The organism is Streptomyces sp. NPDC025784 (assembly GCF_055558435.1).
The window spans coordinates 78,063-104,652 of record NZ_JBVHMN010000015.1 but is presented as its reverse complement, the minus strand read 5'-3'; the positions used below and the strand labels follow the sequence as shown (position 1 = coordinate 104,652).

The window sequence follows — 26,590 nt, the reverse complement described above, 5'->3', positions numbered from 1 at the left end:
GGGACGGCGCCTCGCCGCGTCGTCGGACCACCCGAGTACGCCCCGTACGCGGGTGATCCTCCGCCTTGCGCTGCACCGCACCGGACGCCGCGGCCCGATCCGATCCGAACGAAACCCCCTGGTCGTCAGGTCGCCGGCTGCCGCAGCACGGCGGCGCCCCTGGGGGACAGGACGAGCGCTCCGTCACCCTCGACGCCGCCGGTCAGCGGTTCTCCGGTGAGCCCGGTCACCGGCACCGGCTCGTCGGTGCGGTTGACGAGGAAGAGGTAGCGGTTGCCGGCGTCGCGGCGCACGGCCAGCTCGACCTTGCCCCGTGCGCCGTCGGGCAGTTCACTGCCGACCCCGGCGTGGGCGAGCAGCGTCGGCAGCAGGCCGGTGAGGCCGTCCGGGCCGAGCCTGGTGGAGACGTACGAGGCCGAACCCCGGCCCAGCGTGCGGCGGGTGACGGCGGGGCGGTCGGCGGAGGGGCCGGTGAGGTACCGCGCCAGTACCTCCACCTCGGGGTCGACCACCGAGATCCGGTCGGTCCACAGGGTGCCCGTCGTGACGGGCCCCGAGGCCCCGTCCGGGGTGCCGTCGCCCAGCCGGACGTCGGCCGTGCCGCCGTCGAGCAGCGGCCCGAACTCCTCGACGCGGATGCCCAGCAGCTCGCGCAGGGCGCCCGGATAACCGCCGAGCCACACATGGTCGTTCTCGTCCACGACTCCGGAGAAGTACGTGGTGACCAGGTGGCCGCCGTTCTCGGTGTACCGGGTGAGCTGCTTGGCGAGCGCCGCGGGGACCACGTGCAGCACCGGGGCGATCAGGACCTGGTACGTGTCGAGGTCGGCGCGCGGGGTGACGACGTCCGCCCGGACGCCGAGCGCGAGCAGGGCGGAGTACCAGTCGAGGGCCTCCCGCCGGTAGTCGAGCAGCGAGGTGGGGTGCGAGTCCTGCTCGCTCGCCCACCACGACTCCCAGTCGAAGACGATCCCGACCCGGGCCGGCTCCCGCGTGGTCCCGGCGACCGGGGCGAGCTCCCGCAGGGTACGGCCGAGCCCGGTCACCGCACGGAACACGTCGCTGTCGGGCCCTGCGTGCGGCACCATCGCCGAGTGGTACTTCTCGGCGCCCGCGGCCGACTGGCGCCACTGGAAGAAGCAGACCGCGTCGGCGCCGTGCGCGACGTGCAGGAGCGAGTCGCGGGCGAGCTCGCCGGGGCGCTTGGCCACGTTGACGGGCTGCCAGTTGACGGCGCTCGTGGAGTGTTCCATCAGGAACCACGGGCGTCCGCCGGAGATGCCGCTGACGAGGTTGGCGGAGAAGGACAGTTCGTCCCGGTCCTGCGGATCGGGCACCACGTAGTGGTCGTTGGAGACGAAGTCGATCTCGTCGGCCCAGTCGGCGTAGTTCATGCCCTTGGTGCCGCCCATGACCATGAAGTTCGTGGTCACGGGGACGTCCGGGGTGATCTCCCGCAGCACGTCCCGCTCCGCGCGCAGGTAGTCCTTCAATGCGTCGGACGAGAACCGCTTGAAGTCCAGCTGCTGCGTGGGGTTGGGGTGGGAGGCGGCCAGCCGGGGCGGCAGGATCTGCTCCCAGTCGCTGTACCGCTGCGACCAGAACGCCGTGCCCCAGGCGTGGTTGAGCCCGTCGAGGGTGCTGTAGCGGACGCGCAGCCAGTCGCGGAAGGCGCGGGCGGCGTCGTCCGAGAAGTCGTAGACGTTGTGGCAGCCCAGCTCGTTGGAGACGTGCCAGGCCACCAGCGCGGGGTGGTGCGCGTACCGCTCGGCCATCTTCCGCACCAGGCGCAGCGCGTGTTCGCGGAAGACGGGTGAGGTGGGCCGCCAGTGCTGCCGCGCGCCCGGCCACACCGTCTCACCGGACGCGGTCACCGGGAGGATCTCCGGGTGCGCCGCGGTGAGCCAGGGCGGCGGGGACGCCGTGGCGGTGGCCAGGTCGACGCCTATGCCGCCCGCGTGCAGCAGGTCCATCACCTCGTCCAGCCAGGCGAAGTCCCACTCGTCCTCCGCCGGCTGGATGCGTGCCCAGGAGAAGATCCCCACGGAGACGATGTTGACGCCGGCCTCCTGCATCAGCCGGATGTCGTCCTGCCACACCTCGCGCGGCCACTGCTCGGGGTTGTAGTCGGCGCCGTACGCGAGACGCGGGGTGGGGTCACCGTCCGGCCCATGGGGGTGCTGGGACAGGAGGGTGGAGATCATGGTGGTCCTTCCGGTGTTCCGCACGGTGCGGCACGGGGTGCGTGGCCGCGTCCGACCGGTAGCGCCCACGGGGGACGCTTCCGGTCGGTCGCTTCCGGGCCGGCTACTTCTGAACGGTGAAGCCCTGCTCGTTTCCGTACTTGACGGAGGCGTCCTGCCAGCTCTGCAGACCGGCGGTCAGCTTGGTGCCGGAGACGTAGGCCTTGCCGACGGTGTCGTTGAAGATCGAGTTGGCGTAGACCTGGTAGGGCAGGTACGACCAGTCCGCGGCGACGTTCGCGGCCGAGTCGGCGAAGACCTTGTTGGCCTTCTGCCCGCCGAAGTACGGGAATTCGGTGTTCTGGAACGAGCTGGACTGGAGGTCCGCGGTGGTCGCGGGGAAGGCGCCCGCGGACAGGCGGGTCTGCACACCCTTGCCGGCGTTCGCGTACTCGACGAAGGCGTAGGCGAGTTCCTTGTTCTTGCCCAGCGCGGGCAGCGCGAGCGAGCTTCCGCCGTTCTCCGCGCTGGCCTTGTCGCCGGCGGTCCAGGCGGGCAGCGGCGCCGCGCGCCAGTCGCCGGAGGCGGCCTTCACGCCGGAGACGAAGTTGGCGGGCATCCAGGCACCGGTGGCCAGGGTGGCGATGGTGCCGTCACCCAGCCCCTTGTACCAGTCGTCGCTCCAGCCGGTGATCGGCGCGAGCAGCTTCTCGTCGATGAGCTTCTGCCAGACCTCGGTGTACTTCTTGGCGCCCGCGTCCGAGAAGTCGATCTTCACGGTGGTGCCGTCGACCTTGTAGGGCCGCGAACCGGCCTGCCACAGCAGGCTCGTGGTCTCGCCCGCGTCGCCGGTGTCGTTGGCGATGTACGCCTTGGGGTCGGCCTTGTGCAGGTCGCGGGCGGCCGTCAGGTACTCGTCCCAGGTGGTCGGCACCTTGATCTTGTACTTGTCGAAGACCTTCTTGTTGTAGAACAGCGCCATCGGCCCGGAGTCCATGGGCAGGGCGTAGATGTTGTCGGTCCCGGCCTTCACGGCGTTCAGCGGGCCGGGCGAGTACTTGTCCGCGAGCTTGTCCGCCCCGTACGGGTTCAGGTCGTCGAGCCCCTTGGTCAGCGCGTACTGGCCCAGCGCGTAGTACTCGATCTGCGCGACGTCGGGGACGCCCTTCTTCGCGGAGATCGCGTTCTGCAGAGCCTTGTACTGGTCGTTGCCGGTGCCCGCGTTGACGAGCTTGACGTGGACGGCGGGGTGTTCCTTCTCGAAGTCGGCGACGACCTGCTTCAGCGTGGGCTCCCAGGCCCAGACCGTGAGGTTGCCGCCCTTCTTCAGGGCCGCGTCGATGTCCTTCGCGGACACCGCCTTCTGCGCGGCGTCGCCGTCGTCGGAGCCGCCGCAGGCGGTCGCGCCCAGGGCGAGGGCGGAGACCAGGGCGAGGCCGCGCAGCAGGCGGCGGGGGTTCATGTGCATGGAGGTGCTTCCACTTCGTCGTGGCCGAAACCGTGCCTGATGAGGGTTGAGGAACTGTGGGGGAGTCGGAGGGGGAGCGGGTGCGCCGTGGCGCGGAGGCGCGAGCCGGGGCGCGGGCCTACTCCTTGACGCTTCCGGCGGCGAGTCCGGACTGCCAGTACTTCTGGAGCAGGAGGAAGGCGGCGATCAGCGGCAGGATGGTGATCAGCGAGCCGGTGATGACCAGGTGGAACACGGGTTGTCCGCCGGCGGTGGCGGCCTGGGCGTTCCAGCTGTTCAGGCCCAGGGTCAGCGGGTACCAGTCGGGGTCCTTGAGCATGATCAGCGGCAGGAAGTAGTTGTTCCAGGTGGCGACCATCGTGAACAGCGAGACGGTCACGATGCCGGGTGCGAGCAGGGGCAGAACGACCTGGAAGAAGGTGCGCACTTCACCCGCGCCGTCGATGCGGGCGGCCTCCAGCAGTTCGCCGGGGACGGCCTCGGTCGCGAAGACCCACATCAGATACAGACCGAACGGCGAGATGAGGGACGGAATGATCACGGCCCAGGGAGTGTCGGTCAGTCCCATCTTGCTGAACATCAGGAAGGTGGGTACGGCCAGCGCGGTGCCGGGTACCGCGACGGCGCCGATGACGACGGCGAAGACGGCGCGCTTGCCGGGGAAGGCGAACTTCGCGAGGGCGTAACCGCCGAGGACGGCCAGCAGGGTGGCACCGCCCGCGCCGGCCACCACGTACAGGACGGTGTTCAGCAGCCAGCGGGAGAAGACACCGTCGTTGTAGGTGAACGTCTCCTTGATGTTGTCCCAGAGGGCGAAGTCGCCGTTGAACCACAGTCCGAACGAACTGGCCAGCCCCTCCTGGGTCTTGGTGGCGCTGATGACGAGCCAGACCAGCGGCACCAGGGAGTACAGCAGGACAAGTCCGGTCAGTGCGGTGAGGAGCATGCTGCGCCGGGGGCGGCCGGGGCTGTGCCGGCGTGCGGCGCGCAGCCGGGGCACCGGGGTGGCGGTACCGGCCGGCGCAGGAGCGGTCCGGGAGACGGTGCTGACGGGGTTGCTCATCGCTTCACGCTCCCTTGCGCATGCCGCGCAGCTGGACGACGTAGGCGATGACCATGGTGATCAGGCCCATGACGATGGCGACCGTGGCGGAGTAGTTGTGTTGCTGGCCCGAGAAGGACAGCGAGTAGGTGTAGTAGTTCGGGGTGTAGTCGGTGGTGATGGCGTTGGGCGCCAGCTTCTGGAGGATGCTCGGCTCGTTGAAGAGCTGGAAGGTGCCGATGATCGAGAAGATCGTCGCGATCACCAGGGCGCCGCGGATGGCCGGGAGCTTGATGGCGGTGATCACGCGTATCTGCCCGGCGCCGTCGATCTGTGCGGCCTCGTAGAGGGAGTGCGGGATGACGCGGAGTGCCGAGTAGAAGATCAGCATGTTGTAGCCGACGAACTCCCAGGTCACGATGTTGCCGATGGACGCCAGGATCAGGTCGGGCCCCAGTGGGTTGGGCAGCGAGACACCGAGGGCGTCGTTGATGTCGCTCACCAGGCCGAACCGGGTGCCGTACATGAAGCCCCACATGAGCGTCGCGACCACGGCGGGCACCGCGTAGGGCAGGAAGATCGAGATCCGGAAGAAGTCCCGGCCGTAGAGCCGTCCGCTGTCCAGGGCCAGGGCGACGAGCAGCGCGATGCCCAGCATGATCGGCACCTGGACCAGCAGGAACAGTGAAACGCGGGCGAGTGAGGACCAGAACTGATCGTCCTGAAGGGCCTGTTGGTAGTTGTCCAGCCCCACGAAGGTGGTGCCGCCGATGAGCTGGTCGCGGAAGAGGCTGAGGTAGATCGAATACGCGATGGGTGCCAGGAAGACGAAGGCGAAGACCACCGCGAAGGGGCCGATGAATCCCCACCCCGTCCAGGAGCGGCGGTCCCGTCTCGCCGGTGGCCGGGTCGGCGGCCGTGTCGCGGCCGGTGGCTGAAGCGTCGTCATGTCGTTCCTCGCTCGTCCATCTCGGAACCGGCGCCGGGCGCCGTCGCGATGTTTACGCAAACATCGATGCCGCGAGTTCGCTCCGGGCTGTTATGTTTACGTAAACATCTGATGGCGGCATGTCTACACTGCCCCCATCTCGGTGGTCAAGGGTCACCTGATGAATCTGAGACTCGCGCGGTAGGGGAGACGGGTGGACACAGCGGACGGTGCCTCGACGAGCGAGGACCGGGCACGAACGCTCACCGGGCGGCGGGGCCGACGCCGCGCGCAGACCGCGTCGATGGCGGACGTCGCCCGCCTGGCAGGCGTCTCGTCCCAGACGGTGTCACGCGTGTCCAACGGCTACGCGGGCGTCAACGAGGAGACGCGACGGCAGGTGCTCGCCGCGATGAAGGAACTGGGCTACCGGCCCAACAGCGCGGCCCGCGCCCTCAAGCGCGGTGAGTTCCGGACCATCGGCGTCATCACCTTCAACCTCTCCACGACGGGCAACATGCGCACCCTGGAGGCGATCGCCACGTCCGCGGCACAGGAGGGGTACGCCGTCACGCTGCTCCCCGTCGCGGTCCCGACCCAGGACGAGGTGCGCGGAGCGTTCTCCCGGCTCGGCGAGCTCGCCGTGGACGCGGTCATCGTCATCATGGAGGTCCATCTCCTCGACACCGCGACGATCTCCCTGCCGCCGCACGTCCAGGTCGTCGTGGCCGACTCCGACGCCGGTGACCGGTACACCGTGGTGGACACCGACCAGGTCGGAGGAGCGCGCTCCGCGGTCCGTCATCTGCTGGACCTCGGCCACCGCACGGTCTGGCACCTGGCCGGTCCCGAGGAGTCGTTCGCGGCCCAGCGCCGAGCCGACGCCTGGCGCGCCGAACTCGCCGGGGCGGGCCGGACCGTGCCCCCCGTGGTGCGCGGCGACTGGTCGGCGGAGTCCGGCTACCGTGCCGGGCTGCACCTCGCCGACCGGCCGGAATGCACTGCGGTCTTCGCAGCCAACGACCAGATGGCACTGGGCCTGCTCCGGGCCCTGCACGAGCGGGGCCGGAGGATCCCCGAGGACGTCAGCGTCATCGGCTTCGACGACATCCCCGAGGCGGGCTCCTTCCTGCCTCCCCTGACCACGGTGCACCAGGACTTCGCCGAGATCGGACGGCTGTGCGTCGAGGGAGTGCTCCGGAGGATGCGGCAGGAGGGGGTGGAGCACGGCACCACGCTGGTGCCCACGCAACTGGTGGTGCGCGACAGCACGGGGCGGCCGGCTGCTGAGCCGGAGGGTCGGTAGCGCCGGGGCCGTCCGGCCAGGTCGTGAGGGGGTGCCGTCCGGTGCGGGGTGGTCTTCAGAGCGTGTCCCATGTGGCTGCGATCCACGTGTGACGTCGGGGTTGTCCCGTCCCGCTGACGTTCTCCCCGGCACGCCCGGTCTCGGTGGTTCGGCTATCCCGGCACCCCGGTACCGAGGGCGGCCGCTTGTTACTCTTTCCGATCATGCGAGCCCTCTTCCCAGGATCCTTCGACCCGGTCACTCAAGGGCACCAGGACGTACTCCGGCGCGCTGCCCGCCTGTTCGACGAGGTCGTCGTGTGCGTGATGTCCAATGCGAACAAGACCGGCCGCTTCTCCATCCCGGAACGGCTGGACCGGCTCCGCGCGGCAGCAACTGACTTGAGCAACGTCACGGTCGACTCCCACACCGGCGGTCTGCTGGTCGACTACTGCGGCCGAGTCGGAATCGACGTCGTCATTCGCGGAGTCCGCGGCGTTCCCGACCTGGACCACGAGATGCCGATGGCCCGCATGAACCACGAACTGGCCGGAGTCGAGACGTTCTTCATCGCTGCGGACCCCGCCCTGGCCCACGTCTCCTCCACCCTCGTCACCACCATGAGCCAACAGCACCGCGTCCCTGATCGATGACGTGCGTGAGGCTCCTCCGGAAGGGGGGGCGGCAACCAGGGTTCCTATTCGATTGATCGACCCGGTGCCGTGAGGTAGTCATGCCGGATGATGAAAGGCGAAAAGGTCGGGCTCAGGGCCCGGCGCGAAGCGGACGTGCCTGTGCTGCACACGGGGCTCCACGAGGACGTGGCCGTCCGCTCGCAGAGCGACACCCGGCCCTGGCAGCCGATCGGGCAGGACTCGGGAGCCTCCCCCTTCGCGGTGTCCGAACCGTCGGAGAAGGTCGCGCCGTTCTCCGTGGTCGCCCTCGACTCGCAGGAACTGGTCGGCGCGGCCATGCTGTGGTCCATCGACAGCCACAACAGGACCGCGCACCTGGGCATTTCCGTCCTGCCCGCCTTCCGAGGGCGGGGACTGGGCTCGGACATCGTCCGGGTGCTGTGCGAGTACGGCTTCGCGGTGCGCGGAATGCAGCGCCTGCAGTTGGAGACCCTGGCGGACAACGCGCCGATGATCGCGGCCGCGCGGAGGTGCGGCTTCACGATCGAGGGCACGCTGCGGCGTTCGGCCTGGGTGTACGGCGGGTTCAAGGACGTGCTGGTCCTCGGACTGCTCGTCGACGAGTGGACCGCCTGACCGCTTGCGCGTGAGTGGCCGAACAGGGCGCGGCGACGACGGACGAGTACGCCGGCCGGCAGCGCCCTTCCGTCGGATCGTCAGGGCGACCGGCTTCGTCCTGGCGGGCCGCCGGATCGAAGCCGGACCAGGAACAGGGGAGTTCGTATGCCGCTGGAGGAACTCCGTCACGTGCTGGTGCACGCCCGGGGCGAGCCCTCTCCGTTGTACGAGCCGTACGAGGGAGGAGCGCCCGAGGACGTGGAGACGTTCACCCGCGGCATCGCGCTGGACGCGCCCGGGCTCGGTCTGCCGGACGACCTGGCCGGTCGGCTGCGCTCGTGGTCGCTGGCCCGCCCGCCGGAGGGTTTCGTCTCCCGCCCGGCCCTGCGCAAGCATGTCGGACTCGGTCTGGCGGTCACCCGGCGGCTGGCCGGGCATCTCGGGCCGTCATGGGCCGTTCGCTACCGGGACGAGCGCCACAGCACGTCCAAGTGGGTGTGCTGGGGCTGCGACCGGCTGCACTGGGAGCGCGACAGCCATGGCACGCCACCGCATCCGGTGGACGTCACCGTGGAAGGCGAGTTCGGTTTCGGCCCGCTGCGCGCCGACGGGTTCGGGGACTTCGCCCCCGACGACCCGGCTGCCGCCCTGCACCTGTCCGACGGGCTCGTCGCGGCCCTGAACACGTGGGCCGCCGGCATCGACACCACGATGAACCTGTACGTCCGGGACCTGGAGGACGGCAAGTACGACGCCGACTTCGATCGGCTGTTCCGAGAGGGGAAGGACCTGGCGCGACAGGTCGCGTACGAGCTCGGCCCCACGAGGAAGGTCACCTACAGGGGCCTGGCCAACGGCGGCCTGGCTGCCATGACCGCGGTCACCTGGCAGGGCGACCGGGAACTCTAGAGGGCGTCGTTCGGCTCAGCTCGGATCACGCCGTGCCGGGCGTCGCGGACCCGGGCTGATCCGAACGACACCTCCTGGACGCCGGTCGAGCGCTGTGCCCGGCGTGTTGAGAACTGCTCGCGCGGGCGCGCGGCGCGGTGCGCACTAGCATGCTGCACGGAGACGGATCCTCTCGTGGGATGCCGGCTTCACCCACAGACGGCCTCCTGCGACAGCAGGGGGCCGTCGTGCGTGGGGGCTCGCCGGGAGGGGCGGACAGGGCCTGGCGGTCTCGGGACCTCACGCATGATCATGGGTGCATGAGCGACGATCCCGCACGCTGGACCCGGGCCACCGTCTACCCCGACATGTGGACCGACCCGGACGACGACCCGCGCGACAGCGAAGGACCCGGACCGGAGGGCGAGCTCGCCACACTCCAGGACTACCTGACGAACTACCGCCTGACCCTGCGGATGAAGTGCGAGGGCCTGGACGCGGAGCAACTGGCCCGCCGGTCCGTTCCGCCCTCGACGATGTCGCTGCTCGGACTGCTCCGCCACCTCGCCGAGGTGGAACGGGACTGGCGGAACTGGATCAGCGACGGTGACCCGCTGCCGAAGCTGTACGGCGAGCGTGACGCGGACTTCGACGGCGCCGTCGCCGAGCAGGCCGTGGTCGACGCCGCCTACGCCGACCTGGAGCGCGAACAGGCCGCGACCGACGCCGCGTTGGCCGAGCACCCGGATCTGGGTGAGCGTCTGGGCAAGGACGGGATCGCGGTGCGGGAGCTGATGGTCCACAGAGTCGAGGAGTACGCCCGTCACTGCGGGCACGCCGACCTGTTGCGGGAGTGCGTCGACGGAAGGGTCGGCCAGTGACATGAGCCGGAGCCGGGCTCCCCGGCCCGGGTCGCCGGCGGGGCGGCCGTGCGGGCCGGATGTCCGTCGGTCCCGCCGTGCATGACGGCATGTGTCAAACTGCCCCGATGACCTCAGAGATGATCACCGCGGACGCCGCGGGAACGTGGAAGCTGGGCGAACTCGGCGTCAATCGGATCGGTTTCGGGGCCATGCGGCTGACGGGCAGCGCCGCGTTCCACCACGGAACGCCGAGCGACCGGGGGCGTTCGATCGCCGTGCTGCGGCGAGCCGTCGAGCTGGGCGTCAATCACATCGACACGGCCGCTTTCTACTTCTCGTCGCTGCGGTCCGCGAACGAGTTGATCAACAGCGCGCTGGCGCCGTACGCGGACGACCTGGTGATCGCCACCAAGGTCGGCCCGTACCGCGACTATGCGGGGGACTGGGGCACCTCGGCCAGGCCCGACGAACTGCGCGCCCATGTGGAGGAGAACCTGCGCCAGCTCGGCCGCGACCACCTCGACCTGGTGTATCTGCGGCGCATGCGGCAGGACTCGATCGCCGAGCACTTCGGGGCGCTGGCCGAGCTGCGCGAGGCGGGCCTGGTCCGGAACCTGGGTGTCTCCGACGTCGAGGTCAGGCACCTGGAGGAGGCTCGGGCGATCGCGCCGGTGGTGTCCGTGCAGAACGAGTTCGGGCTCGGCACCCCGGATCCGCAGGCCGACGCCGTCCTGCGCGCCTGCGGCGAACTGGGCATCGCGTTCGTGCCGTTCTTCGCCATCGCCGGGCAGGGCGGTGCCATGGGCCCGGGGGAGGCCGACGAGCCCGAGGTGACCGCCGTCGCGGAGGCACACGGCGTGACGCCGGCCCAGGTCCGCCTGGCGTGGACGCTCCGGCAGGGCCCGCACGTGCTCGCCATCCCCGGCACCGGCAACCCGGACCACCTCGCACAGAACGTGGCGGCCGGCGCGCTGCGCCTCACCGACGAGCAGACGGCCCGCCTCGACGCGGTCCGCGCCGGGGCCGGTGCCACCGCAGGGCTCTGAGTGAGACCGAGGGCCCCTGCCGGCCGTGACAGGGGCCCTCGCCCGTCAGCCCGCGTACGCGCTCAGCGGGTAGTGGTCGGAGAGGTTCGTGTACGTGTAGTCGGTGCCCCAACTGGACACCGTCCACGGCGCGCAGGACTCCTTGACCACCTCGTTCCGCCAGGCCGCGGGGCGCGCGTGGCCGGCCCGGTGCAGGACGTGGTCGAGGTCCTCACGCGGGTCCGTCGGGTAACGGTCGTGCGCGATGGAGTTCTCCTGCGTGTCGAAGGAGTACGGGTGCCCGGTGCGCGCGTCCGCTCCCACCAGGTCCGCGTCGGCGAGCATGGAGGCGTACTCCGCGGTGCGGGAGTCGACGTTCATGTCACCTGCGACCAGGACCTGTTCGTCCGCGGGGATGTTCTTGGCGTCCAGGAACGTGTCGATCGCCTTGAACTGGCGGCTGCGCGTGGCCGCGGCCTCACCCGCGCCGCAGCCCGGGTCCGTCGACTGCGCATGGGTTCCGACGACGTGCACCTTCGCGCCGTTCACGTTCAGCACCACATAGGCGAAGCCCTTGTTGGACCACCAGTCCGCGCCGCAGGCGTCCTTGTAGACGTACTGCTCCTTGTGCACGATCGGCCACTTGCTCAGTACGGTCACCCCGCCGTCCTCCGGGGTGATCGACGAGTACGCCCCGCCCGTCGCGTCCCAGCCGCTCCTGCTCCGCCCGACGACCGGCGTCTGGTACGGGTAACCGCCCGCCGCGGCGCTCTTGAGCGCGTCGGAGGCGCCGTTGTCGAACGCCTCCTGCAGCACGACGACGTCGTTGCCGCGGAAGAACGAGGTCTTCGGGATCTCCGCGGCGCGGTGGTCCTGGCCCCAGTTCGGGTACAGGGACTTGCTCATGAGGAAGACGTTGTACGTCAGAACCCGCATCGCGGGTGTCGGCGCGGCGTCGGCCGAGGGGGCGGAGGCCGACGCGGGCGCGGTTCCGGCGAGGCCCGCGGCGGTGAGCGCCAGGGCGAGGGCGGCTGCGCCCCGGGTGCGGCGCGCTGAGGAGAGCGGCACTGGATCTCCCTGTGGGTGAGGGGGGTTGAGTGGCGCCGCACATCAAATCACCGGGAATTACCGTCAGGTAACTACCGTGCGGGAAAATGATGTCCGCAAGAAGTACCTCCCGTGCGACGAGAAGTGCCTCCCTACGAGGCCGAGTGCCTCCCGTGCGACGCCAAGTGCCGTCCCTGGCGGGCGCGCTGGTGCCGCGTTCAGCCCAGCTGCTCCCGGAGGAAGGCCAGCGTGCTCTGCCACGCGGACGCCGCGGACGCGGGGTCGTACGCCTCCGGGCGTCCGTCGTTGAAGAAGGCGTGGCCGGCGGGGTAGAGGCGGATCTCCGGTGTGATGCCCGACTGCCGCTCGATCGCCTCGACCAGCCGCTCGCGGCTCTCCTTCGTGATGCTCGTGTCCTGTTCGCCGTAGTGCCCCAGGATCTGGGCCTTCAGACGGGAGAAGTCGGGCAGCTCGCCCTGGACCACTCCGTAGAAGGGCACCGCGGCGGCGACGCGAGGGTCTGCCGCGGCCTGCTCGATGACGAAGCCGCCGCCCATGCAGAAGCCGACCGAGGCCACCGACTCCGAGGTGACCTCGGGCAGTGCCAGCAGATGGCCGACGGCGCCGGAGAGCAGCTCGACGCCGCGCGCCACGGGCAGTTCACGCATCATCCGCAGGGCCTCGCCGCTGTCGTGGGCGACGTTGCCGCCGTACAGGTCCGGGGCGAGGGCCACGAAGCCCTCCGCCGCGAGCCGGTCGGCGACGTTCGCGATGTGATCGGTCAGGCCCCACCACTCCTGGATGACGATCACTCCCGGGCCCGATCCCGACGGGGGCAGCGCGAGATAGCCGTGCGCGGTGCCTCCGGCGCTCGGGAAGGTCACGTTCTGACGGGCCGGGGCGCCCGTCGACTTCGGCAGCTCGGACATCGTCCACTCCTGTGGGGCAGAGTCGGAACGGGGACCCGCTGGGGGAGGCGGGCCCTTGGCGATCTTCGCGATCGATCTCCACCATGCCATGTGCGCGCCCGGCATCCTCGCCCGCCTCGCACCACCCGGTCCGCCGCCACCTTCTGGAGCAGGCCGTACGCGAGGACCGGGAGCAGGACGTGCGGCCGGTCCGGCAGTGCCGTCGCGACCGGCACGGCGCCGGCACCGCTGTTGGTCATGCCGCGGGCCAGAGTGACGGAGGCGCCGACAGCCGCGTCCGCGCCCACGGCCCGGCCGAGGTGGCTACGGAGCAGATGGGGGGCGGACTTCCCGCTCGGTGCGCGATGCACGGCGGCGCTCTCCCGTCGCCGGGCCGGGGCGAGGAGAGGGCGCCGAGATCGCGGAGTGGGCACGGGGTGCGAACCGTGCGAGGCCATAGGTGCAGAGGCCGAGCCAGCAGGTGGCGAACAGCCAGCCGCCCAGGACGTCCGAGAACCAGTGGACGCCCAGATAGACCCGGGACAGCCCGACCAGAACGGCCCAGCAGCCGATGGCCAGGGCGATCGGCAGACGGCCGCGCGGAGCCCTGGCGAGCACGGCGAGCGCGAGCAGTCCGGCGGCGACGGCCGACGTGGTGGTGTGGCCCGAGGGGAAGGACCAGCCCGAGGCGTGGGTGGCCCAGTCGGCGGCCGCGGGGCGGGGGCGGGCGACGAGCGACATCACCCCGTACCGGACCGCCTGCGCGGCGGCCAGGCAGAAGAGGCAGGCGGTGACGGCGGTGAGCCGCTGCCGTGCCGTCCGGGCCACCACGAGGCCCGCCAGGGCGGCCAGGACGTAGGGAACGACTCCGGTGCCCGTGTCCGTGACGCCGCGTGCCAGGGTGAGCGCCACGTCCGGACGGTGCCCCACCGACCACGCGGTCAGGTCCTCGTCGCCGAACAGCGCGGTCCCGCCGCGGCCGGCGACGACCAGTGTCAGCAACACGAACGCGACCGCGCTGCCCAGCGCCGTCGAACCGGCGAGCTCCGTGGTGTCCTCGCGCTTCACGACAGCGACCGGAGACTGCCGGCGGCGCGTGACGACGGCGCGCACCGGGCTGCTGACGACGCCACGCACCGGGCCGCTGCGGACATCGGGACCCCTTCCACCACGCTTCCACCACGGGTGCGCGGGACACCGCGCACCCGATGACTACAATTCTGTAGACGGTCTACAGAACGGTAGACGATCGGCGCGACGCGTGCGTTCCCGGGGCGGCCCGGCAGATTCCGCCGTCTGTGCGGACCCGCTCGGTTCCGCCACGTACGCGACCGCTCGAATCCGGCGGCTCCGCGGCTCGCGGATCTCCGTGACGCACGCCGCCTCCGCTGGTCGCCCGACCGTCCAGCAGGATGCCGTACTCTACGTGTTACGTATAACCCTGGAGGGGCTCCGATGAGACGCATCGCCCTGGTCACCCTCGTCGTCGACGACTACGACGAGGCGATCCGCCACTACACCCAAGCCCTCGGCTTCCGGTTGGCCGAGGACACGCCGCGGCCCGACGGCTCACGCTGGGTCGTCGTCGTACCGGGCGCCGGGCGTGACGGCAGCGGGCTGCTGCTGGCCAGGGCCAAGGACGACGCGCAGCGCGGCCGGGTCGGCGACCAGACCGGCGGGCGCGTGGGCTTCTTCCTGCACACCGACGACTTCGCCCGCGACCACGAGCGGATGCGGGCGGCCGGCGTGATCTTCCTGGAGGAGCCGCGGCACGAGCCGTACGGCTCGGTCGTGGTCTTCCAGGACCTGTACGGAAACCGCTGGGACCTGCTCCAGCCGGCCCCCGCCCCCTGAGCGGCCCGCCACCCCCTCCGCGCGGCCCGGCGGCGCACCCGCCCGGCCCGCCCCCGACGTCCCACCCGCCGAGCCCCGAGTGTCACCGGAGCTCCGCCGAGCCTGCCGAGAACCCCGAGGAAAGACACGCATGACCGCGCCCCGCATCGACATCGACGCCATCCGCCGCCTCCCCAAGGCCGTGCTGCACGACCACCTCGACGGCGGTCTGCGCCCCGCCACCCTGGTGGAGCTCGCCGGGACGGTCGGCCACACCCTGCCGACCACCGACCCGCAGGCACTGGCCGACTGGTACTACGAGGCCGCCAACTCCGGTGACCTGGTGCGCTACATAGCGACCTTCGAGCACACGCTCGCCGTCATGCAGAGCCGCGAGGGACTGCTGCGCACCGCCGAGGAGTACGTCCTCGACCTGGCCGAGGACGGCGTCGTCTACGGCGAGGTCCGCTACGCGCCCGAGCTGATGGTGAACGGCGGGCTGACCCTGCCCGAGGTCGTCGAGACCGTGCAGGAGGGCCTGGCCGCCGGCATGGCCAAGGCCGCCGCCGCGGGTACCCCCGTGCGCGTCGGCACCCTGCTCTGCGGCATGCGGATGTTCGACCGCACCCGCGAGATCGCCGATCTCGCGGTCGCCTTCCGTGACGCCGGCGTCGTCGGCTTCGACATCGCCGGCGCCGAGGACGGCTTCCCGCCCGCCGACCACCTGGCCGCCTTCGAGCACCTGCGCGGCGAGAGCGTCCCGTTCACCATCCACGCCGGTGAGGCCCACGGTCTGCCGAGCATCCACCAGGCCCTCCAGGTGTGCGGCGCCCAGCGCATCGGGCACGGCGTGCGGATCACCGAGGACATCGTGGACGGCAAGCTCGGCCGGCTCGCCGGCTGGGTGCGCGACCGTCGCATCGCCCTGGAGATGTGCCCCACGTCCAACCTCCAGACGGGTGCGGCCACCTCGATCGCCGAGCACCCCATCACCGCACTGCGCGACCTCGGCTTCCGGGTCACCCTCAACACCGACAACCGCCTCGTCTCCGGCACGACGATGACCCGCGAGATGTCGCTGCTGGTCGAGGAGGCGGGCTGGACCGTGGAGGACCTGCGCACCGTGACGGTCAACGCGGTCAAGAGCGCGTTCATCCCGTTCGACGAGCGCAACGCCCTCCTGCACGACGTGGTGCTGCCCGGCTACGCGGCCGCGCTCTGAGGAACCCCGGGGCCGTGCTCCGCCGCCAAGCCCCCTAGCCGGCGCCGAGCAGCCCCCGTACGTAGGCGGCCTGGCCGACGTGCTGCAGATCGTCGGCCAGGACGCTCACCAGCCGGACGCCGAAGGTGACCGCCGGGGTCCAGCGCTCGTCCACGACGCGCTCCAGGTCCTTGGCGGTCACCTCGCGCAGGACTCCGAGGGTCTGCTCGTGGACGGCGTCGTAGTACCCCGTCAGCAGGTCGCCCGAATCCACGCGGACCTTGGCCACCTGCTGCGAGCTGTGCCCGTACCCCGTGTCGTGGCGGGGCAGTCCGAGCCCGAAGCGCTTCTCCCAGTCCTGCGCGAGCCACACCTGCTCGAGGCCGGCCGCGTCGGCGACGTGGTCGTCCTGGACGCGGGTGAGGTGCCAGACCAGCCACGCGACGGAGTTCGCGTCGGCGGAGGGACGGGCGCCGAGATCCTCGGGGGAGAGCCCCCCGACGGCGGCATGGACTTCTTCCTGGATGCGGCTGAACGCGTCGATGAGGACGTCCTTTGCATGCATGCGTCCACCATCGCGCATCACCGCTGCTCACGCGTCCGCAATCCAGCTCCCGTGGAAGCCGAGCGGCACCCGTCCCGGCAGGTGGATGCGGGCGAGCGGCTCGCCGGTGAAGTCCTGGGCGGCGAGGACGACCAGGTCCGCGGCGCCGCGGTCGGGGTTGTGCACGTAGGCGAGCGCGTATCCGTCGTCCTCGGCCCTCGCCCCCTGCCCGGGGACGAACACCGCCTCCCCGGCGGCGGCGCCTCGCGGCAGACGATGGACCTGGGTGGTGCCGCGGAACAGGTCGTGCTTGATGAGAGCGTCGCCGAAGGCGCGATCGGGCGGATCGCCGTCGGCGGTGAGGTACGCGAGCGTCAGGTCGGCGGCCGCGGCCGTGTACGCGTACCGGTGCCGCCGTGACACCAGGGCCTCGTTGACGCGCGGGAACTCCTGCGGGCGGTCGTCGAGCGTCCTCGTGCGCACACGCCCGCGGGCCAGGTCCACCGTCCAGCGTTCGACCGACGAGGTGCCCGCCCCGTAGGGGCCGCCCGACCCGCGGCCCGCCACCTGGAAGGGCGCGGGATAGGTCGTCATGTCGACCACCACGGTGGAACCCTCGTCGTAGGCGTTCACCGTGTGCGAGAAGTACACCGGATCCACCTCGAACCAGCGGACCCCCGGCCCGCCCGCGCGCGGCAGCAGTCCGACGCGCATCGGATGCCCCGTGTTCCAGACGTACGGCACCGGGTCGCCGCGTTCCGCGCCCGCGGGGTCGAAGGTGATGGGCAGGTCGAAGACCACGACGTACTTCTCGGTGAGGGCGAAGTCGTGCATCATCGGCGCGCCGGCCACCGGGATCCGCGTGGTGCGGACGACGCGGCCGGTGTGGTCGACCACCTGGTGGCGGACGTGGTCCCAGGCCGGGTAGTAGGCGATCGCGTGCAGTTCCCCGGCCGTCGCGTCGAACTTGGTGTGCGCGGCGAAGGCTCCCTTCAGGGTGCCGCGGAAGTCGTACGTGCCCACAGTGCCGAGCTCGTGGTCGAGTTCGTACGGCAGCGGTCCGCTCTCCTGGAGCGCCAGGACGCGTCCCCTGTGCCCGATCACATGGGTGTTGCACGGAAAGTCGTCCGGGGGCACGGGGCCCGGGTAGGACTCGCCGAGCTTGCGTGCCACGGTGGACGACCGGATCCACCGGTTGCGGTACCACTCGGCGCGGCCGTCCCGCAGCCGTACGCCGTGGACCATGCCCTCGCCGAGCATCCAGTGATGGGCCCTCGGGTCCTCGAGTCCCAGCACGTTGGGCCCGTTGCGCAGGAAGCGGCCGTTCAGTTCGCGGGGGATCCGCCCCGTGACCGGCAGGTCGAAGGCGGTCAGTTCCTCGGTGACGGGCTTGAACGCCCCCTCCAGGAAAGGAAAGCGGCGTGCCTCCCGCGTCCCGGCAGGCGGGGGAGGCGTGGTGGCCGCCGTCGTCCGGAGGCCGCCCGCCGTGCCGGCCAGTCCGGCCGCCGCCGTGACGGCCGCCCCCCGCAGCACCGTGCGTCGTGTGTGATCCCTCACGCGCGTGCTCCCGACTCGTGTTCCCGTGCGGACGTCCACGAGTCTGCGGCGGTGGAGCGGCGATGCCAGGAGTGCCAGAACCCCTCTCGGGGTGGTGTCAGACCCCCTCTTCGGCGGTCTCCAGGAGCGCCATCAACGCGCGCGCCGCCGGACTGGTCGCCTCCGGCGGCGGAAGCATGGCGACGGTCTCGTACGACGTCTCACGTGCCCCCTTGAACGGGAGGGAGACGAGATCGCCCGCCTCGCGCTTCAGGCCGAAGTGCCGCGGCACGACGGCGATGCCGAGACCTTCGTGGACCAGCTCCAGCAGGCTGTGCACGTCGTTGACCTCCAGCGCCACGGTCCGCCGTACGTCCGCCGCGGCGAAGGCCGCGTCCGTGGTGCGACGCGGTCCCCAGTCGTGGTGGAAGTCGACGAACGCCTCCCCGCCCAGCTCCTCGGGCGTGACCACCGCGGCACCCGCGAGGCGGTGTGCCGGATGGCAGAGCACGGTCATCGGCTCACCGGTCAGCGGGACCGAACGCAGCTGGTCGGTGTCCGCCCGGGTCCGCACCCCGAAGGCCAGGTCGAGCCCACCCGCCGCGACCTCCTCGGCCAGTGCTTCCGCGCCAGCCTGCCGCAGCCGGATCTCCACGTCGGGGTGACGCCTGCGGAACCGGGCGAGCAGCCGGGCCACCTGGACCCCGGCGATGCACTGTTCGGTGCCGAGCGAGAGAGTGCCGCGCAGCACGCCCTGCACGGCGGCCACCGCGTCCTGGGCCGACCGGACCTGCGCGAGGATCCGCTCCGCCTCGCCCAGCAGGGCCCGGCCGGCCTCGGTGAGCGTCACGCGGCGGGTGGTGCGCACGAACAGCGCGGCCTGAAGCTCCCGCTCCAGGGCGCGGATCGACGACGACAGCCCCGACTGCGACACCATGAGCCGTTCGGCGGCCCGGGTGAAGTGCTGGTCCTCGGCGACGGCGACGAAATGCTGAAGGTGGCGCAGTTCCATGACGTGGAAGCCTAGCCGCCGATTGAGAGCCCTCGTCGCTCAATGCCATCCGATTCTCCCGTTGGACCGCTGCCGCGGGCGCGGGCGAGAGTGGAGACCTGACTTCCCGGCCTTCCAGGAGTACGCGTTGTACACCGCACACCCCGACCGTTACGCGGACATGCCCTACCGGCGCACCGGACGCAGCGGCCTGAAGCTCCCCGCGCTGTCGCTCGGCCTGTGGCACAACTTCGGCCCCGACCGGCCCGTGGAGACGCAGCGGGCGATCCTCCGCCGCGCCTTCGACCTCGGTGTCACCCATTTCGACCTCGCGAACAACTACGGGCCGCCGCCCGGCGCGGCCGAGTCGGCCCTCGGCGACGCGCTGAAGGCCGACTTCGCGCCCTACCGCGACGAGCTGGTCGTCTCGACCAAGGCCGGGTATCTGATGTGGCCCGGACCCTACGGCGAATGGGGCTCCCGCAAGTACCTGCTGTCGTCACTGGACCAGAGCCTGGTCCGGATGGGCCTCGACCACGTCGACATCTTCTACTCGCACCGCTTCGACCCGGAGACTCCGCTGGAGGAGACGATGGGCGCCCTGCACTCCGCCGTGCAGCAGGGCAAGGCGCTGTACGTCGGCGTCTCCAACTACTCGGCGGAGCAGACCCGTGAGGCCGCCCGCATCCTGGGCGAGCTGGGCACCCCGCTGCTCATCCACCAGCCCCGCTACTCCATGCTCGACCGCCGCCCGGAGGCGGAGGGGCTCCTGGACACGCTGGACGAGCTCCAGGTCGGTTCCATCGCCTACTCGCCGCTGGAGCAGGGTCTGCTCACCGGCCGCTACCTCGACGGCATCCCGGAGGGGTCCCGCGCCGCGAGCGACAGCCCGTTCCTGAGCGCCGAGACGGTCACCGAGGACCTGGTACGCAAGCTGCGGGCCCTCGACGAGATCGCCAAGCAGCGCGGTCAGTCCCTCGCCCAGACCGCGCTGGCGTGGGTGCTGCGCGGCGGTCGCGTGACGTCCGCGCTGATCGGCGCGAGCAGCCCGCAGCAGCTCGAGGACAGCGTCGCGGCCATCGGGAACCTCGACTTCGACGCGGACGAGCTCGCCCGCATCGACGCGATCATCGAGCCGTGACACGGACCGGCCGGGCGCCCCGGTGCCCGGCCGGGAACCTCATCGCCGTGCCCCGAGGGGCGACGGCTCCTGCGACCGCAGAGTGCGGCATGTGGGACGCGAGTGCATTTGTGCGACCGGAGCAGCGGGCCAACACTGGATGAGCATCGGAAATCGACACAGATGGCGGGCGGCACACGGCCGAGGTGCCGTCGCCGGACAGGTGGCCCCCCGTGACGATCTCGCCCTTCGGGTCGAACGACCCGTTCTCCGATCTCTTCAACCGCTTCTTCGGCATGAGCCCGGCGACGTCCCCGCCGGCGATGCAGCGCGTCCCCATCGGGCGCCTGCTCAGCGACTCCGCGCACGAGCTGTTGGCCGCGGCAGGCGCCCGCGCGGCCGAGGACGGCTCGGACCTCGACACCGTGCACCTGCTGTGGGCCGCCACCCAGGTGCCCGCCGCGCGCCAGGCACTGGAACAGGCCGGCGTGGACATCGACCAGCTGGAGCGGGACCTGCGGGACACGCTGCCCTCCGGCCCGGGCACCGGTGAGCCCGCGCTCACGCCGGCGGCGAAGCGCGCCCTGCTCGCGGCGCACGCGCGGTCCCAGGCGGCCGGAGCCTCCTACATAGGCCCGGAACACATCCTTGCCGCACTCCTGTCCGAACCGGGTTCCGGCGCGGGCCAGGCGATGCGGGCCGAGGGGGCCGCGCCCGGCGGGGGCCGCGCGGCGTCGGCCGGAGGGCACGGAGACACACCCACCCTCGACGAATACGGGCGGGATCTCACCGAGGAGGCGCGCGGCGGCAAGCTCGACCCCGTCGTCGGGCGCTCCGAGGAGATCGAGCAGACCGTCGAGGTCCTCTCCCGCAGGACCAAGAACAATCCCGTCCTGATCGGCGATCCGGGCGTCGGGAAGACCGCCATCGTCGAGGGCCTCGCCCAGCGCATCGTCGCCGGTGAGGTGCCCAAGGCGCTGCGCGACCGCCGGGTGGTCGGACTCGACCTCTCCGGGCTCGTCGCCGGGGCCAAGTACCGGGGCGAGTTCGAGGAACGGCTGAAGAAGGTGATCGACGAGGTCACCGACGCCGAGAAGAACGTCATCCTGTTCATCGACGAACTCCACACGGTCGTCGGCGCGGGAGCCGGCGGCGAGGGCGCCATGGACGCAGGCAACATCCTCAAGCCCGCACTGGCCCGCGGAGAACTGAGTGTCGTCGGTGCCACCACGATCGACGAGTACCGCAGGTACATCGAGAAGGACGCCGCACTCGAACGCCGGTTCCAGCCGGTCATGGTCCCCGAGCCCAGCGTCGAGGAGACCATCGAGATCCTGCGCGGGCTGCGCGACTCCTACGAGGCACATCACCAGGTCCGCTTCACGGACGAGGCGCTGGACGCCGCCGCGGCGCTCTCCGACCGCTACATCAGCGACCGCTTCCTGCCCGACAAGGCCATCGACCTGATGGACCAGGCGGGCGCGCGGGTGAGTCTGCGCAGCGTCGACGACTCCACCGAGACCGTCGACATGGAGGCCCGGCTCACCCGGCTGCGCCGCGAGAAGGACGAGGCCGTCAGCACCGAGGACTTCGAGCGTGCCGGCGAACTCAAGGTGCAGATCAGCGAGTTGGAGGAAGAGCTCGCCGGTGTGGGCGAGGGCCGGACCCCCGCGCCCAGCGTCACCGCGGACGACATCGCCGAAGTGCTCTCCGTGCGCACCGGCATCCCGGTCTCGCAGTTGACCGAGACCGAGCGCGACCGGCTGATGAAACTCGAGGACGTCCTGCACGAGCGGATCATCGGCCAGGACCAGGCGGTCACCGCCGTCGCCCAGGCGGTGCGCCGCGGCCGGGCCGGCATGGGGGACCCGAACCGGCCGACCGGCAGCTTCCTCTTCCTCGGCCCTACCGGCGTCGGCAAGACCGAACTCGCCAAGGCGCTCGCGGAACTCCTCTTCGGCGACCCCGAGCGCATGATCCGCTTCGACATGAGCGAGTTCCAGGAGAAGCACACGGTCTCCCGGCTCGTCGGCTCCCCGCCCGGATACGTCGGGTACGAGGAGGCCGGACAGCTCACCGAGGCGGTGCGCCGCAAGCCGTACAGCGTGGTGCTCTTCGACGAGGTCGAGAAGGCGCACCGCGACGTCTTCAACCTGCTCCTCCAGGTCCTCGACGACGGACGCCTGACCGACGCGCAAGGACGCACGGTCGACTTCCGCAACACCGTCGTCATCATGACCAGCAACATCGCCTCGAAGCACATCCTCGACCACCAGGGCGACCTCGACGAGATCAAGGACGATCTGATGGCCGAACTCCAGGCGCACTTCCGCCCGGAGTTCCTCAACCGGATCGACGAGATCATCGTCTTCCATGCCCTGACCCGCTCCGACCTGGTGCGGATCGTCGACCTCCTGCTGGAGCACAGCCGGCGTCGGCTGCGGGCCCAGAAGATCGACCTGGAGGTCACCGAGGCCGCGAAGGAATGGCTGGCCGACCGGGGCTACCAACCGGAGTTCGGCGCCCGGCCGCTGCGTCGCACCATTCAGACCGAACTCGACAACCGGCTGTCCACCATGCTGCTCGACGGCACGCTCGACCCGGGCGACACGGTGCTCGCCGACGTCAAGGACGACAAGCTGTCGCTGAGCCTGAAGGAGCGGGCCGCCGGGGAGGGCGCGGGGGAAGCCGCAACGCCGTCGGAGGTGGAGCCGCAGCCTCAGGAGTGAGACAGGACCGGGAGCTCGGCCGGCGGTGGACGCCGGCCGAGCTCACCCCCGTGGCCCTGCCCGCGGCTCCGCGCACGCCCCAGGTCCCGGGCTAGCCCGGGACGCGGTCCAGGAACCCGTACACGCTCCGGATACGGTCCTCGCCGTCCAGGATGATGACGTCGGACCCGGCGACGGGCGCCGAGCCGTCCGACTCGTCGACCAGTTCCCAGCCGAAACGCGCGGTGTCGTGATGGCCGTCGACACCGCCCAGCAGCCGGAAGGAGAACCCGGGGAACTGCTCGTGCGCCGCGGCGATCACCGAAGCGATCTGATCGTGGCCGCGCACGTCGGCCAGCGGGTCGGTGTAAGTGCCGTCGGCGGCCCAGGCGGCGGCGACCGACTTCGTCAGCGCGTCCTGCCCGCTCGCGTTCCAGGCCTCGAAGTAGCGGGCGACGGCGGTCTCGTAGCGGTCGGTGTTCGCGGACATGGTGAATCAGCCTCCATCGAGGTCGTCACTGCTGGTCAGAGTCCGAATCCCGGGCTGTCGCGCCCCGTTGGGATGCGGTACGACCACCATGCCGGGCGCGGCCCGCGGGCGTCGATTACCCCTCGGGTAATGCCCGGGCTCCGCCGTGCCGCCACGGGAATTCACCGCCCGCACGGACGGGCGGGACGGCCGAAGGGCGCGCTGCCCGGCCCCGTGTGGAGATTTCGGCCAACCGCGGCAGTGAATATGCCAAGAGACTGGCTGGAATGGCATGGTGACAGAGGGTCAGGAGTGGCGATACTCGATACCAGGGCAATTCAGCCACGCTCTGTGAGCACCACCGCCCGATCAGCACCATCGTGCACAGCAGACGAGCCGCGGGGAAAGAGAGGCCCGGCCGGCAGCGAGCGACGCCAATGGGGGAACGATCGTGCACGACGAATTCCTGTGCCACGTCACCGCGTACGGAATATGCGGTGGTCGGCGTGTCGGCGTACCCCTCGGGGCCTATCGCGCGCCGACTCTGGCACTGGCCCTGTGGTGGATGCGCGACCGCGCCGCGTGGATGGCGGAGCGGCTCGACCCGCAGCCCGAGGACCCCGCATTCCCGCCGAACTCGATCGCGCCGGTGCCGGACACCGTTCCGGACGTGCCGAGCATGCTGCGCGCCTGGTGCGGGGACACCGCCCAACAGGAGCTGGTCGCGCAGGAATTGGCCGCGGGAAAGCTCGTCCGGGTCGCCACCAGTGACGACACCACCGAGTACGAGCTGCTCGCGGAGTCCGTCGACGCGCTGCGGATGCAGCGGACCGCCGCGGTGCTGGGAATCTCCGCCGCCTGAGCGCCCCGCCCCCGCGGTGCGACGGCGCCCGCGTCCGGCGGGCCGAGAGACCCTGCCGATCAGGCGCACATGTGGGCGAATCGTTAGAATTTTGGCATGCGAGAGCGGCCGGTCATGCCCACTGCGCCGGAACTCGTCCTCGAGACCGAGACCGGCTCCACGGTGATGAGCCCGAGCCGCGACTACCGCGTGGGGCGCGACCCCCTGAGCGATGTCGTCCTCGAGGACGAGCGGGTCTCGTGGCACCACGCGGTGATCCGCCCGGAGGCCGACCACTGGACGCTGGAGGACGAGCACAGCACGAACGGCACGTACGCCGACGGCCGACGCATCCACGAGTGGGGCGTCGGCCCCGGCAGTGTCATCCGCTTCGGCAACCCCGCGGACGGCCCCCGCGTGGTTCTCGTGGACCGCCCGCCCCCCGCCTCCGAGCGCCCCTCGGGCGTCTCCGCGCCGGGCGCCACCGGCACGTTCCGGCGGCCGAGCGCCGTCCGGCCGCTGCCCACCCGCACCGTCCGCATAGGCCGCGACGCGTCCAACGACCTGGTCATCGAGGACCTGATCGTCTCCCGGGAGCACGCGGAGCTGCGGGCCCACGCGGACGGCACGTACGAGATCGTCGACCTCGACAGCCACAACGGCACGTTCCTCAACGGCCGGCCCGTGGACCGTGCCGCGGTCACACCGGGTGACATCGTCGGCATCGGCCACGCCGCCTACTGTCTGGTGGGCGACGAGCTCCAGGAGTACGTCGACACCGGCGAGATCTCGCTCGACGTCCAGGACCTCACCGTCGACACCGACCGCGGACGCAAGCGGCTCCTGGACGAGGTGTCCTTCCCCGTCGGCGCGAAAAGCCTGCTGGCCGTCGTCGGCCCGAGCGGCTCGGGGAAGTCCACTCTCCTCAACGCCCTGACCGGGCAGCGCCCCGCCGACGAAGGCACCGTCCTGTACGACGGCCGCGACCTCTACCGCGACTACGCCGAGCTGCGCCAGCGCATCGGACTGGTCCCGCAGGACGACATCCTGCACACCCAGCTGACCGTGCGCAGGGCCCTCGGCTACGCCGCCCAGCTGCGCTTCCCGCAGGACACCGCGAAGGCCGAGCGCCGGGCGCGGGTCGACGAGGTGATCCGCGAGCTGGGCCTCGAACAGCGCGTCGACCAGTCCATCCACAGCCTGTCGGGCGGCCAGCGCAAACGGGTCAGCGTGGCCCTGGAACTACTGACCAAGCCGTCCCTGCTCTTCCTCGACGAGCCGACGTCGGGCCTCGACCCCGGCATGGACCGCTCGGTGATGCACATGCTGCGGGGCCTCGCCGACGACGGCCACACGGTCATCGTGGTCACCCACAGTGTGCTCAGCCTCGACGTCTGCGACCGGCTGCTCGTGCTCGCCCCCGGCGGCAGGGTCGCCTACTACGGGCCGCCGGAGGACACCCTCGCCTTCTTCGGCTACCGGCAGTGGCCGGAGGCCTTCGAGGCCTTCGAACGGGACCACGGCCGGAACTGGGCGGAGGAGTACCGGGAGTCGCCCTTCCACCGCCAGTACATCGAGAACGCCAGCAGACAGCCCCATCTGGCACGCGGTGCGACGGGTCCCGTCGCGCCGCCCCACAAGCCGCAGAGCTGGATCGTCCAGCTCGTCACACTCGTCCGCCGCTACGCCCGGGCCCTCAGCAGCGACCGCACCTTCCTCGCCGTCATGATCGTGCTGCCGTTCGTCATGGGCGTGATGGCCCGCGCCCTGGCAGGCAGCCGGCTGACCCAGGAGACGGCGATGAACGCGCTGCTCATCCTCTGCGTCGGCGGAGTCCTGACCGGCGCGGCCAACGCCGTGCGCGAACTGGTCAAGGAACGGGTGATCTACCAGCGCGAACGCGCCGTCGGCCTGTCCAGATCGGCGTATCTGATGTCGAAGATCGTCGTCCTCGGCACCATCACCGTGCTCCAGGCCGTCGTTCTCACCCTCGTCGCCCTCCTCGGCGTCGACCTCGACGCTCCCGGCGGCAAGGGCGTCCTCATGCCGCCTCTCGTGGAGCTCACGGTGGCCGTGGCCCTGCTCGCCTTCACCGCGATGATGCTCGGCCTCCTCGTCTCCGCCCTGGTGACCAAGGAGGAGGTCACCATGCCCCTGCTGGTGCTGCTCGCCATCGTCCAAGTGGTCTTCTGCGGAGCACTGTTGAAACTGAACGGCGTGCCCGGCATCGAGCAGCTGTCCTGGCTGGTGCCCGCGCGCTGGGCCCTGGGCGCGATGGCAGGGACCATCGGGCTGGCGCGGATCGTCCCCTGGGACCTGACCGCCGATCCGCTGTTCCGGCACTCGGTGGACGTCTGGCTGTTCAACATGGGGATGCTCGTGGTGCTCTGCGTCGTCTTCGGGCGGCTGGTCGACCGGCTGCTCCAGCGGCACGAGCCCGCCGTCCTGCGGAAGTAG

23 protein-coding genes are annotated in these 26,590 nt (G+C 70.9%); 12 read left to right on the top strand and 11 right to left on the bottom strand.

Going from position 1 to position 26,590, the window contains the following annotated elements:
* Window positions 1–125: 125 nt before the first annotated feature.
* The 4 genes from ACZ4IF_RS29970 to ACZ4IF_RS29955 form a co-directional block, all read right to left on the bottom strand.
* Window positions 126–2,204: a beta-galactosidase gene (locus tag ACZ4IF_RS29970; RefSeq protein WP_467568318.1), complete on the bottom strand. Its 2,079-nt coding sequence runs from the start codon at window positions 2,202–2,204 to the stop codon at window positions 126–128.
* Between the two features lie 103 nt (window positions 2,205–2,307).
* Window positions 2,308–3,651, bottom strand: a complete 1,344-nt coding sequence (locus tag ACZ4IF_RS29965; RefSeq protein WP_467568316.1) for an ABC transporter substrate-binding protein — start codon at window positions 3,649–3,651, stop codon at window positions 2,308–2,310.
* A gap of 118 nt (window positions 3,652–3,769) precedes the next feature.
* Entirely contained in the window at window positions 3,770–4,714 is a 945-nt protein-coding gene (locus ACZ4IF_RS29960) for a carbohydrate ABC transporter permease (protein ID WP_467568314.1), read from the bottom strand.
* Between the two features lie 4 nt (window positions 4,715–4,718).
* Window positions 4,719–5,642: a carbohydrate ABC transporter permease gene (locus tag ACZ4IF_RS29955; protein ID WP_345658369.1), complete on the bottom strand. Its 924-nt coding sequence runs from the start codon at window positions 5,640–5,642 to the stop codon at window positions 4,719–4,721.
* 193 nt (window positions 5,643–5,835) lie between these two features.
* Between ACZ4IF_RS29955 and ACZ4IF_RS29950 the strand changes: the two genes are divergently transcribed.
* The 6 genes from ACZ4IF_RS29950 to ACZ4IF_RS29925 all read left to right on the top strand — a co-directional run bounded on the left by ACZ4IF_RS29950 (window position 5,836) and on the right by ACZ4IF_RS29925 (window position 10,956).
* The gene (locus tag ACZ4IF_RS29950) at window positions 5,836–6,927 is read left to right on the top strand and encodes a LacI family DNA-binding transcriptional regulator (RefSeq protein WP_467568311.1); all 1,092 of its coding nucleotides are present in this window, start codon (window positions 5,836–5,838) and stop codon (window positions 6,925–6,927) included.
* Window positions 6,928–7,130: 203 nt separating this feature from the next.
* Entirely contained in the window at window positions 7,131–7,559 is a 429-nt protein-coding gene (coaD, locus tag ACZ4IF_RS29945; protein ID WP_467568309.1) for a pantetheine-phosphate adenylyltransferase, read from the top strand.
* 87 nt (window positions 7,560–7,646) lie between these two features.
* On the top strand, window positions 7,647–8,177 hold the full coding sequence (locus ACZ4IF_RS29940; protein ID WP_467568307.1) for a GNAT family N-acetyltransferase: 531 nt from the start codon (window positions 7,647–7,649) through the stop codon (window positions 8,175–8,177).
* Between the two features lie 147 nt (window positions 8,178–8,324).
* Window positions 8,325–9,068 (top strand): hypothetical protein, encoded by a 744-nt coding sequence (locus tag ACZ4IF_RS29935; RefSeq protein ID WP_467568305.1) that lies wholly within the window; start codon window positions 8,325–8,327, stop codon window positions 9,066–9,068.
* Window positions 9,069–9,367: 299 nt separating this feature from the next.
* Window positions 9,368–9,928: a DinB family protein gene (locus ACZ4IF_RS29930; RefSeq protein ID WP_467568303.1), complete on the top strand. Its 561-nt coding sequence runs from the start codon at window positions 9,368–9,370 to the stop codon at window positions 9,926–9,928.
* Window positions 9,929–10,017: 89 nt separating this feature from the next.
* Window positions 10,018–10,956, top strand: a complete 939-nt coding sequence (locus ACZ4IF_RS29925; protein WP_467568301.1) for an aldo/keto reductase — start codon at window positions 10,018–10,020, stop codon at window positions 10,954–10,956.
* 45 nt (window positions 10,957–11,001) lie between these two features.
* Here the strand turns inward: ACZ4IF_RS29925 and sph are convergent, their stop codons facing one another.
* From sph to ACZ4IF_RS29910, 3 genes are all read right to left on the bottom strand, one after another.
* Entirely contained in the window at window positions 11,002–12,003 is a 1,002-nt protein-coding gene (sph, locus tag ACZ4IF_RS29920; RefSeq protein ID WP_467568299.1) for a sphingomyelin phosphodiesterase, read from the bottom strand.
* Between the two features lie 197 nt (window positions 12,004–12,200).
* Window positions 12,201–12,911, bottom strand: a complete 711-nt coding sequence (locus tag ACZ4IF_RS29915; protein ID WP_467568297.1) for a dienelactone hydrolase family protein — start codon at window positions 12,909–12,911, stop codon at window positions 12,201–12,203.
* Between the two features lie 303 nt (window positions 12,912–13,214).
* Window positions 13,215–13,958: a phosphatase PAP2 family protein gene (locus ACZ4IF_RS29910; protein ID WP_467568295.1), complete on the bottom strand. Its 744-nt coding sequence runs from the start codon at window positions 13,956–13,958 to the stop codon at window positions 13,215–13,217.
* A 387-nt stretch (window positions 13,959–14,345) separates the two neighbouring features.
* Between ACZ4IF_RS29910 and ACZ4IF_RS29905 the strand changes: the two genes are divergently transcribed.
* Entirely contained in the window at window positions 14,346–14,744 is a 399-nt protein-coding gene (locus ACZ4IF_RS29905) for a VOC family protein (protein WP_467568293.1), read from the top strand.
* A gap of 130 nt (window positions 14,745–14,874) precedes the next feature.
* Complete coding sequence (locus ACZ4IF_RS29900) at window positions 14,875–15,945, top strand: adenosine deaminase (RefSeq protein ID WP_467568291.1); 1,071 nt, start codon at window positions 14,875–14,877, stop codon at window positions 15,943–15,945.
* A 34-nt stretch (window positions 15,946–15,979) separates the two neighbouring features.
* Here the strand turns inward: ACZ4IF_RS29900 and ACZ4IF_RS29895 are convergent, their stop codons facing one another.
* From ACZ4IF_RS29895 to ACZ4IF_RS29885, 3 genes are all read right to left on the bottom strand, one after another.
* Window positions 15,980–16,489 carry a mycothiol transferase gene (locus ACZ4IF_RS29895; protein WP_467568289.1) on the bottom strand — a complete coding sequence of 170 codons (510 nt, stop codon included), beginning with the start codon at window positions 16,487–16,489 and terminating at the stop codon, window positions 15,980–15,982.
* Window positions 16,490–16,516: 27 nt separating this feature from the next.
* Entirely contained in the window at window positions 16,517–18,025 is a 1,509-nt protein-coding gene (locus ACZ4IF_RS29890; protein WP_467568287.1) for a carotenoid oxygenase family protein, read from the bottom strand.
* Between the two features lie 97 nt (window positions 18,026–18,122).
* Window positions 18,123–19,016, bottom strand: a complete 894-nt coding sequence (locus tag ACZ4IF_RS29885) for a LysR family transcriptional regulator (protein ID WP_345658356.1) — start codon at window positions 19,014–19,016, stop codon at window positions 18,123–18,125.
* Window positions 19,017–19,143: 127 nt separating this feature from the next.
* Here ACZ4IF_RS29885 and mgrA point away from each other — a divergent pair, with 127 nt between their 5' ends.
* Window positions 19,144–20,136 (top strand): L-glyceraldehyde 3-phosphate reductase, encoded by a 993-nt coding sequence (mgrA, locus tag ACZ4IF_RS29880; RefSeq protein ID WP_467568285.1) that lies wholly within the window; start codon window positions 19,144–19,146, stop codon window positions 20,134–20,136.
* Between the two features lie 212 nt (window positions 20,137–20,348).
* Window positions 20,349–22,844: an ATP-dependent Clp protease ATP-binding subunit gene (locus tag ACZ4IF_RS29875; protein WP_467568283.1), complete on the top strand. Its 2,496-nt coding sequence runs from the start codon at window positions 20,349–20,351 to the stop codon at window positions 22,842–22,844.
* Window positions 22,845–22,935: 91 nt separating this feature from the next.
* Here the strand turns inward: ACZ4IF_RS29875 and ACZ4IF_RS29870 are convergent, their stop codons facing one another.
* Window positions 22,936–23,313 carry a nuclear transport factor 2 family protein gene (locus tag ACZ4IF_RS29870; RefSeq protein ID WP_467568281.1) on the bottom strand — a complete coding sequence of 126 codons (378 nt, stop codon included), beginning with the start codon at window positions 23,311–23,313 and terminating at the stop codon, window positions 22,936–22,938.
* A 430-nt stretch (window positions 23,314–23,743) separates the two neighbouring features.
* Here ACZ4IF_RS29870 and ACZ4IF_RS29865 point away from each other — a divergent pair, with 430 nt between their 5' ends.
* Complete coding sequence (locus tag ACZ4IF_RS29865; RefSeq protein ID WP_467568278.1) at window positions 23,744–24,154, top strand: hypothetical protein; 411 nt, start codon at window positions 23,744–23,746, stop codon at window positions 24,152–24,154.
* A 96-nt stretch (window positions 24,155–24,250) separates the two neighbouring features.
* Window positions 24,251–26,590, top strand: a complete 2,340-nt coding sequence (locus ACZ4IF_RS29860) for an ABC transporter ATP-binding protein/permease (RefSeq protein ID WP_467568276.1) — start codon at window positions 24,251–24,253, stop codon at window positions 26,588–26,590.

Excerpts from the sequence above, each read along its gene's own strand:
- ACZ4IF_RS29970 (WP_467568318.1), bottom strand. The coding sequence starts at position 2,204 with ATGATCTCCACCCTCCTGTCCCAGCACCCCCATGGGCCGGACGGTGAC.
- ACZ4IF_RS29965 (WP_467568316.1), bottom strand. The coding sequence starts at position 3,651 with ATGCACATGAACCCCCGCCGCCTGCTGCGCGGCCTCGCCCTGGTCTCC.
- ACZ4IF_RS29960 (WP_467568314.1), bottom strand. The coding sequence starts at position 4,714 with ATGAGCAACCCCGTCAGCACCGTCTCCCGGACCGCTCCTGCGCCGGCC.
- ACZ4IF_RS29955 (WP_345658369.1), bottom strand. The coding sequence starts at position 5,642 with ATGACGACGCTTCAGCCACCGGCCGCGACACGGCCGCCGACCCGGCCA.
- coaD (WP_467568309.1), top strand. The coding sequence starts at position 7,131 with ATGCGAGCCCTCTTCCCAGGATCCTTCGACCCGGTCACTCAAGGGCAC.
- ACZ4IF_RS29940 (WP_467568307.1), top strand. The coding sequence starts at position 7,647 with ATGATGAAAGGCGAAAAGGTCGGGCTCAGGGCCCGGCGCGAAGCGGAC.
- ACZ4IF_RS29935 (WP_467568305.1), top strand. The coding sequence starts at position 8,325 with ATGCCGCTGGAGGAACTCCGTCACGTGCTGGTGCACGCCCGGGGCGAG.
- ACZ4IF_RS29930 (WP_467568303.1), top strand. The coding sequence starts at position 9,368 with ATGAGCGACGATCCCGCACGCTGGACCCGGGCCACCGTCTACCCCGAC.
- ACZ4IF_RS29925 (WP_467568301.1), top strand. The coding sequence starts at position 10,018 with ATGTGTCAAACTGCCCCGATGACCTCAGAGATGATCACCGCGGACGCC.
- ACZ4IF_RS29915 (WP_467568297.1), bottom strand. The coding sequence starts at position 12,911 with ATGTCCGAGCTGCCGAAGTCGACGGGCGCCCCGGCCCGTCAGAACGTG.
- ACZ4IF_RS29905 (WP_467568293.1), top strand. The coding sequence starts at position 14,346 with ATGAGACGCATCGCCCTGGTCACCCTCGTCGTCGACGACTACGACGAG.
- ACZ4IF_RS29900 (WP_467568291.1), top strand. The coding sequence starts at position 14,875 with ATGACCGCGCCCCGCATCGACATCGACGCCATCCGCCGCCTCCCCAAG.
- ACZ4IF_RS29895 (WP_467568289.1), bottom strand. The coding sequence starts at position 16,489 with ATGCATGCAAAGGACGTCCTCATCGACGCGTTCAGCCGCATCCAGGAA.
- ACZ4IF_RS29885 (WP_345658356.1), bottom strand. The coding sequence starts at position 19,016 with ATGGAACTGCGCCACCTTCAGCATTTCGTCGCCGTCGCCGAGGACCAG.
- ACZ4IF_RS29870 (WP_467568281.1), bottom strand. The coding sequence starts at position 23,313 with ATGTCCGCGAACACCGACCGCTACGAGACCGCCGTCGCCCGCTACTTC.
- ACZ4IF_RS29860 (WP_467568276.1), top strand. The coding sequence starts at position 24,251 with ATGCGAGAGCGGCCGGTCATGCCCACTGCGCCGGAACTCGTCCTCGAG.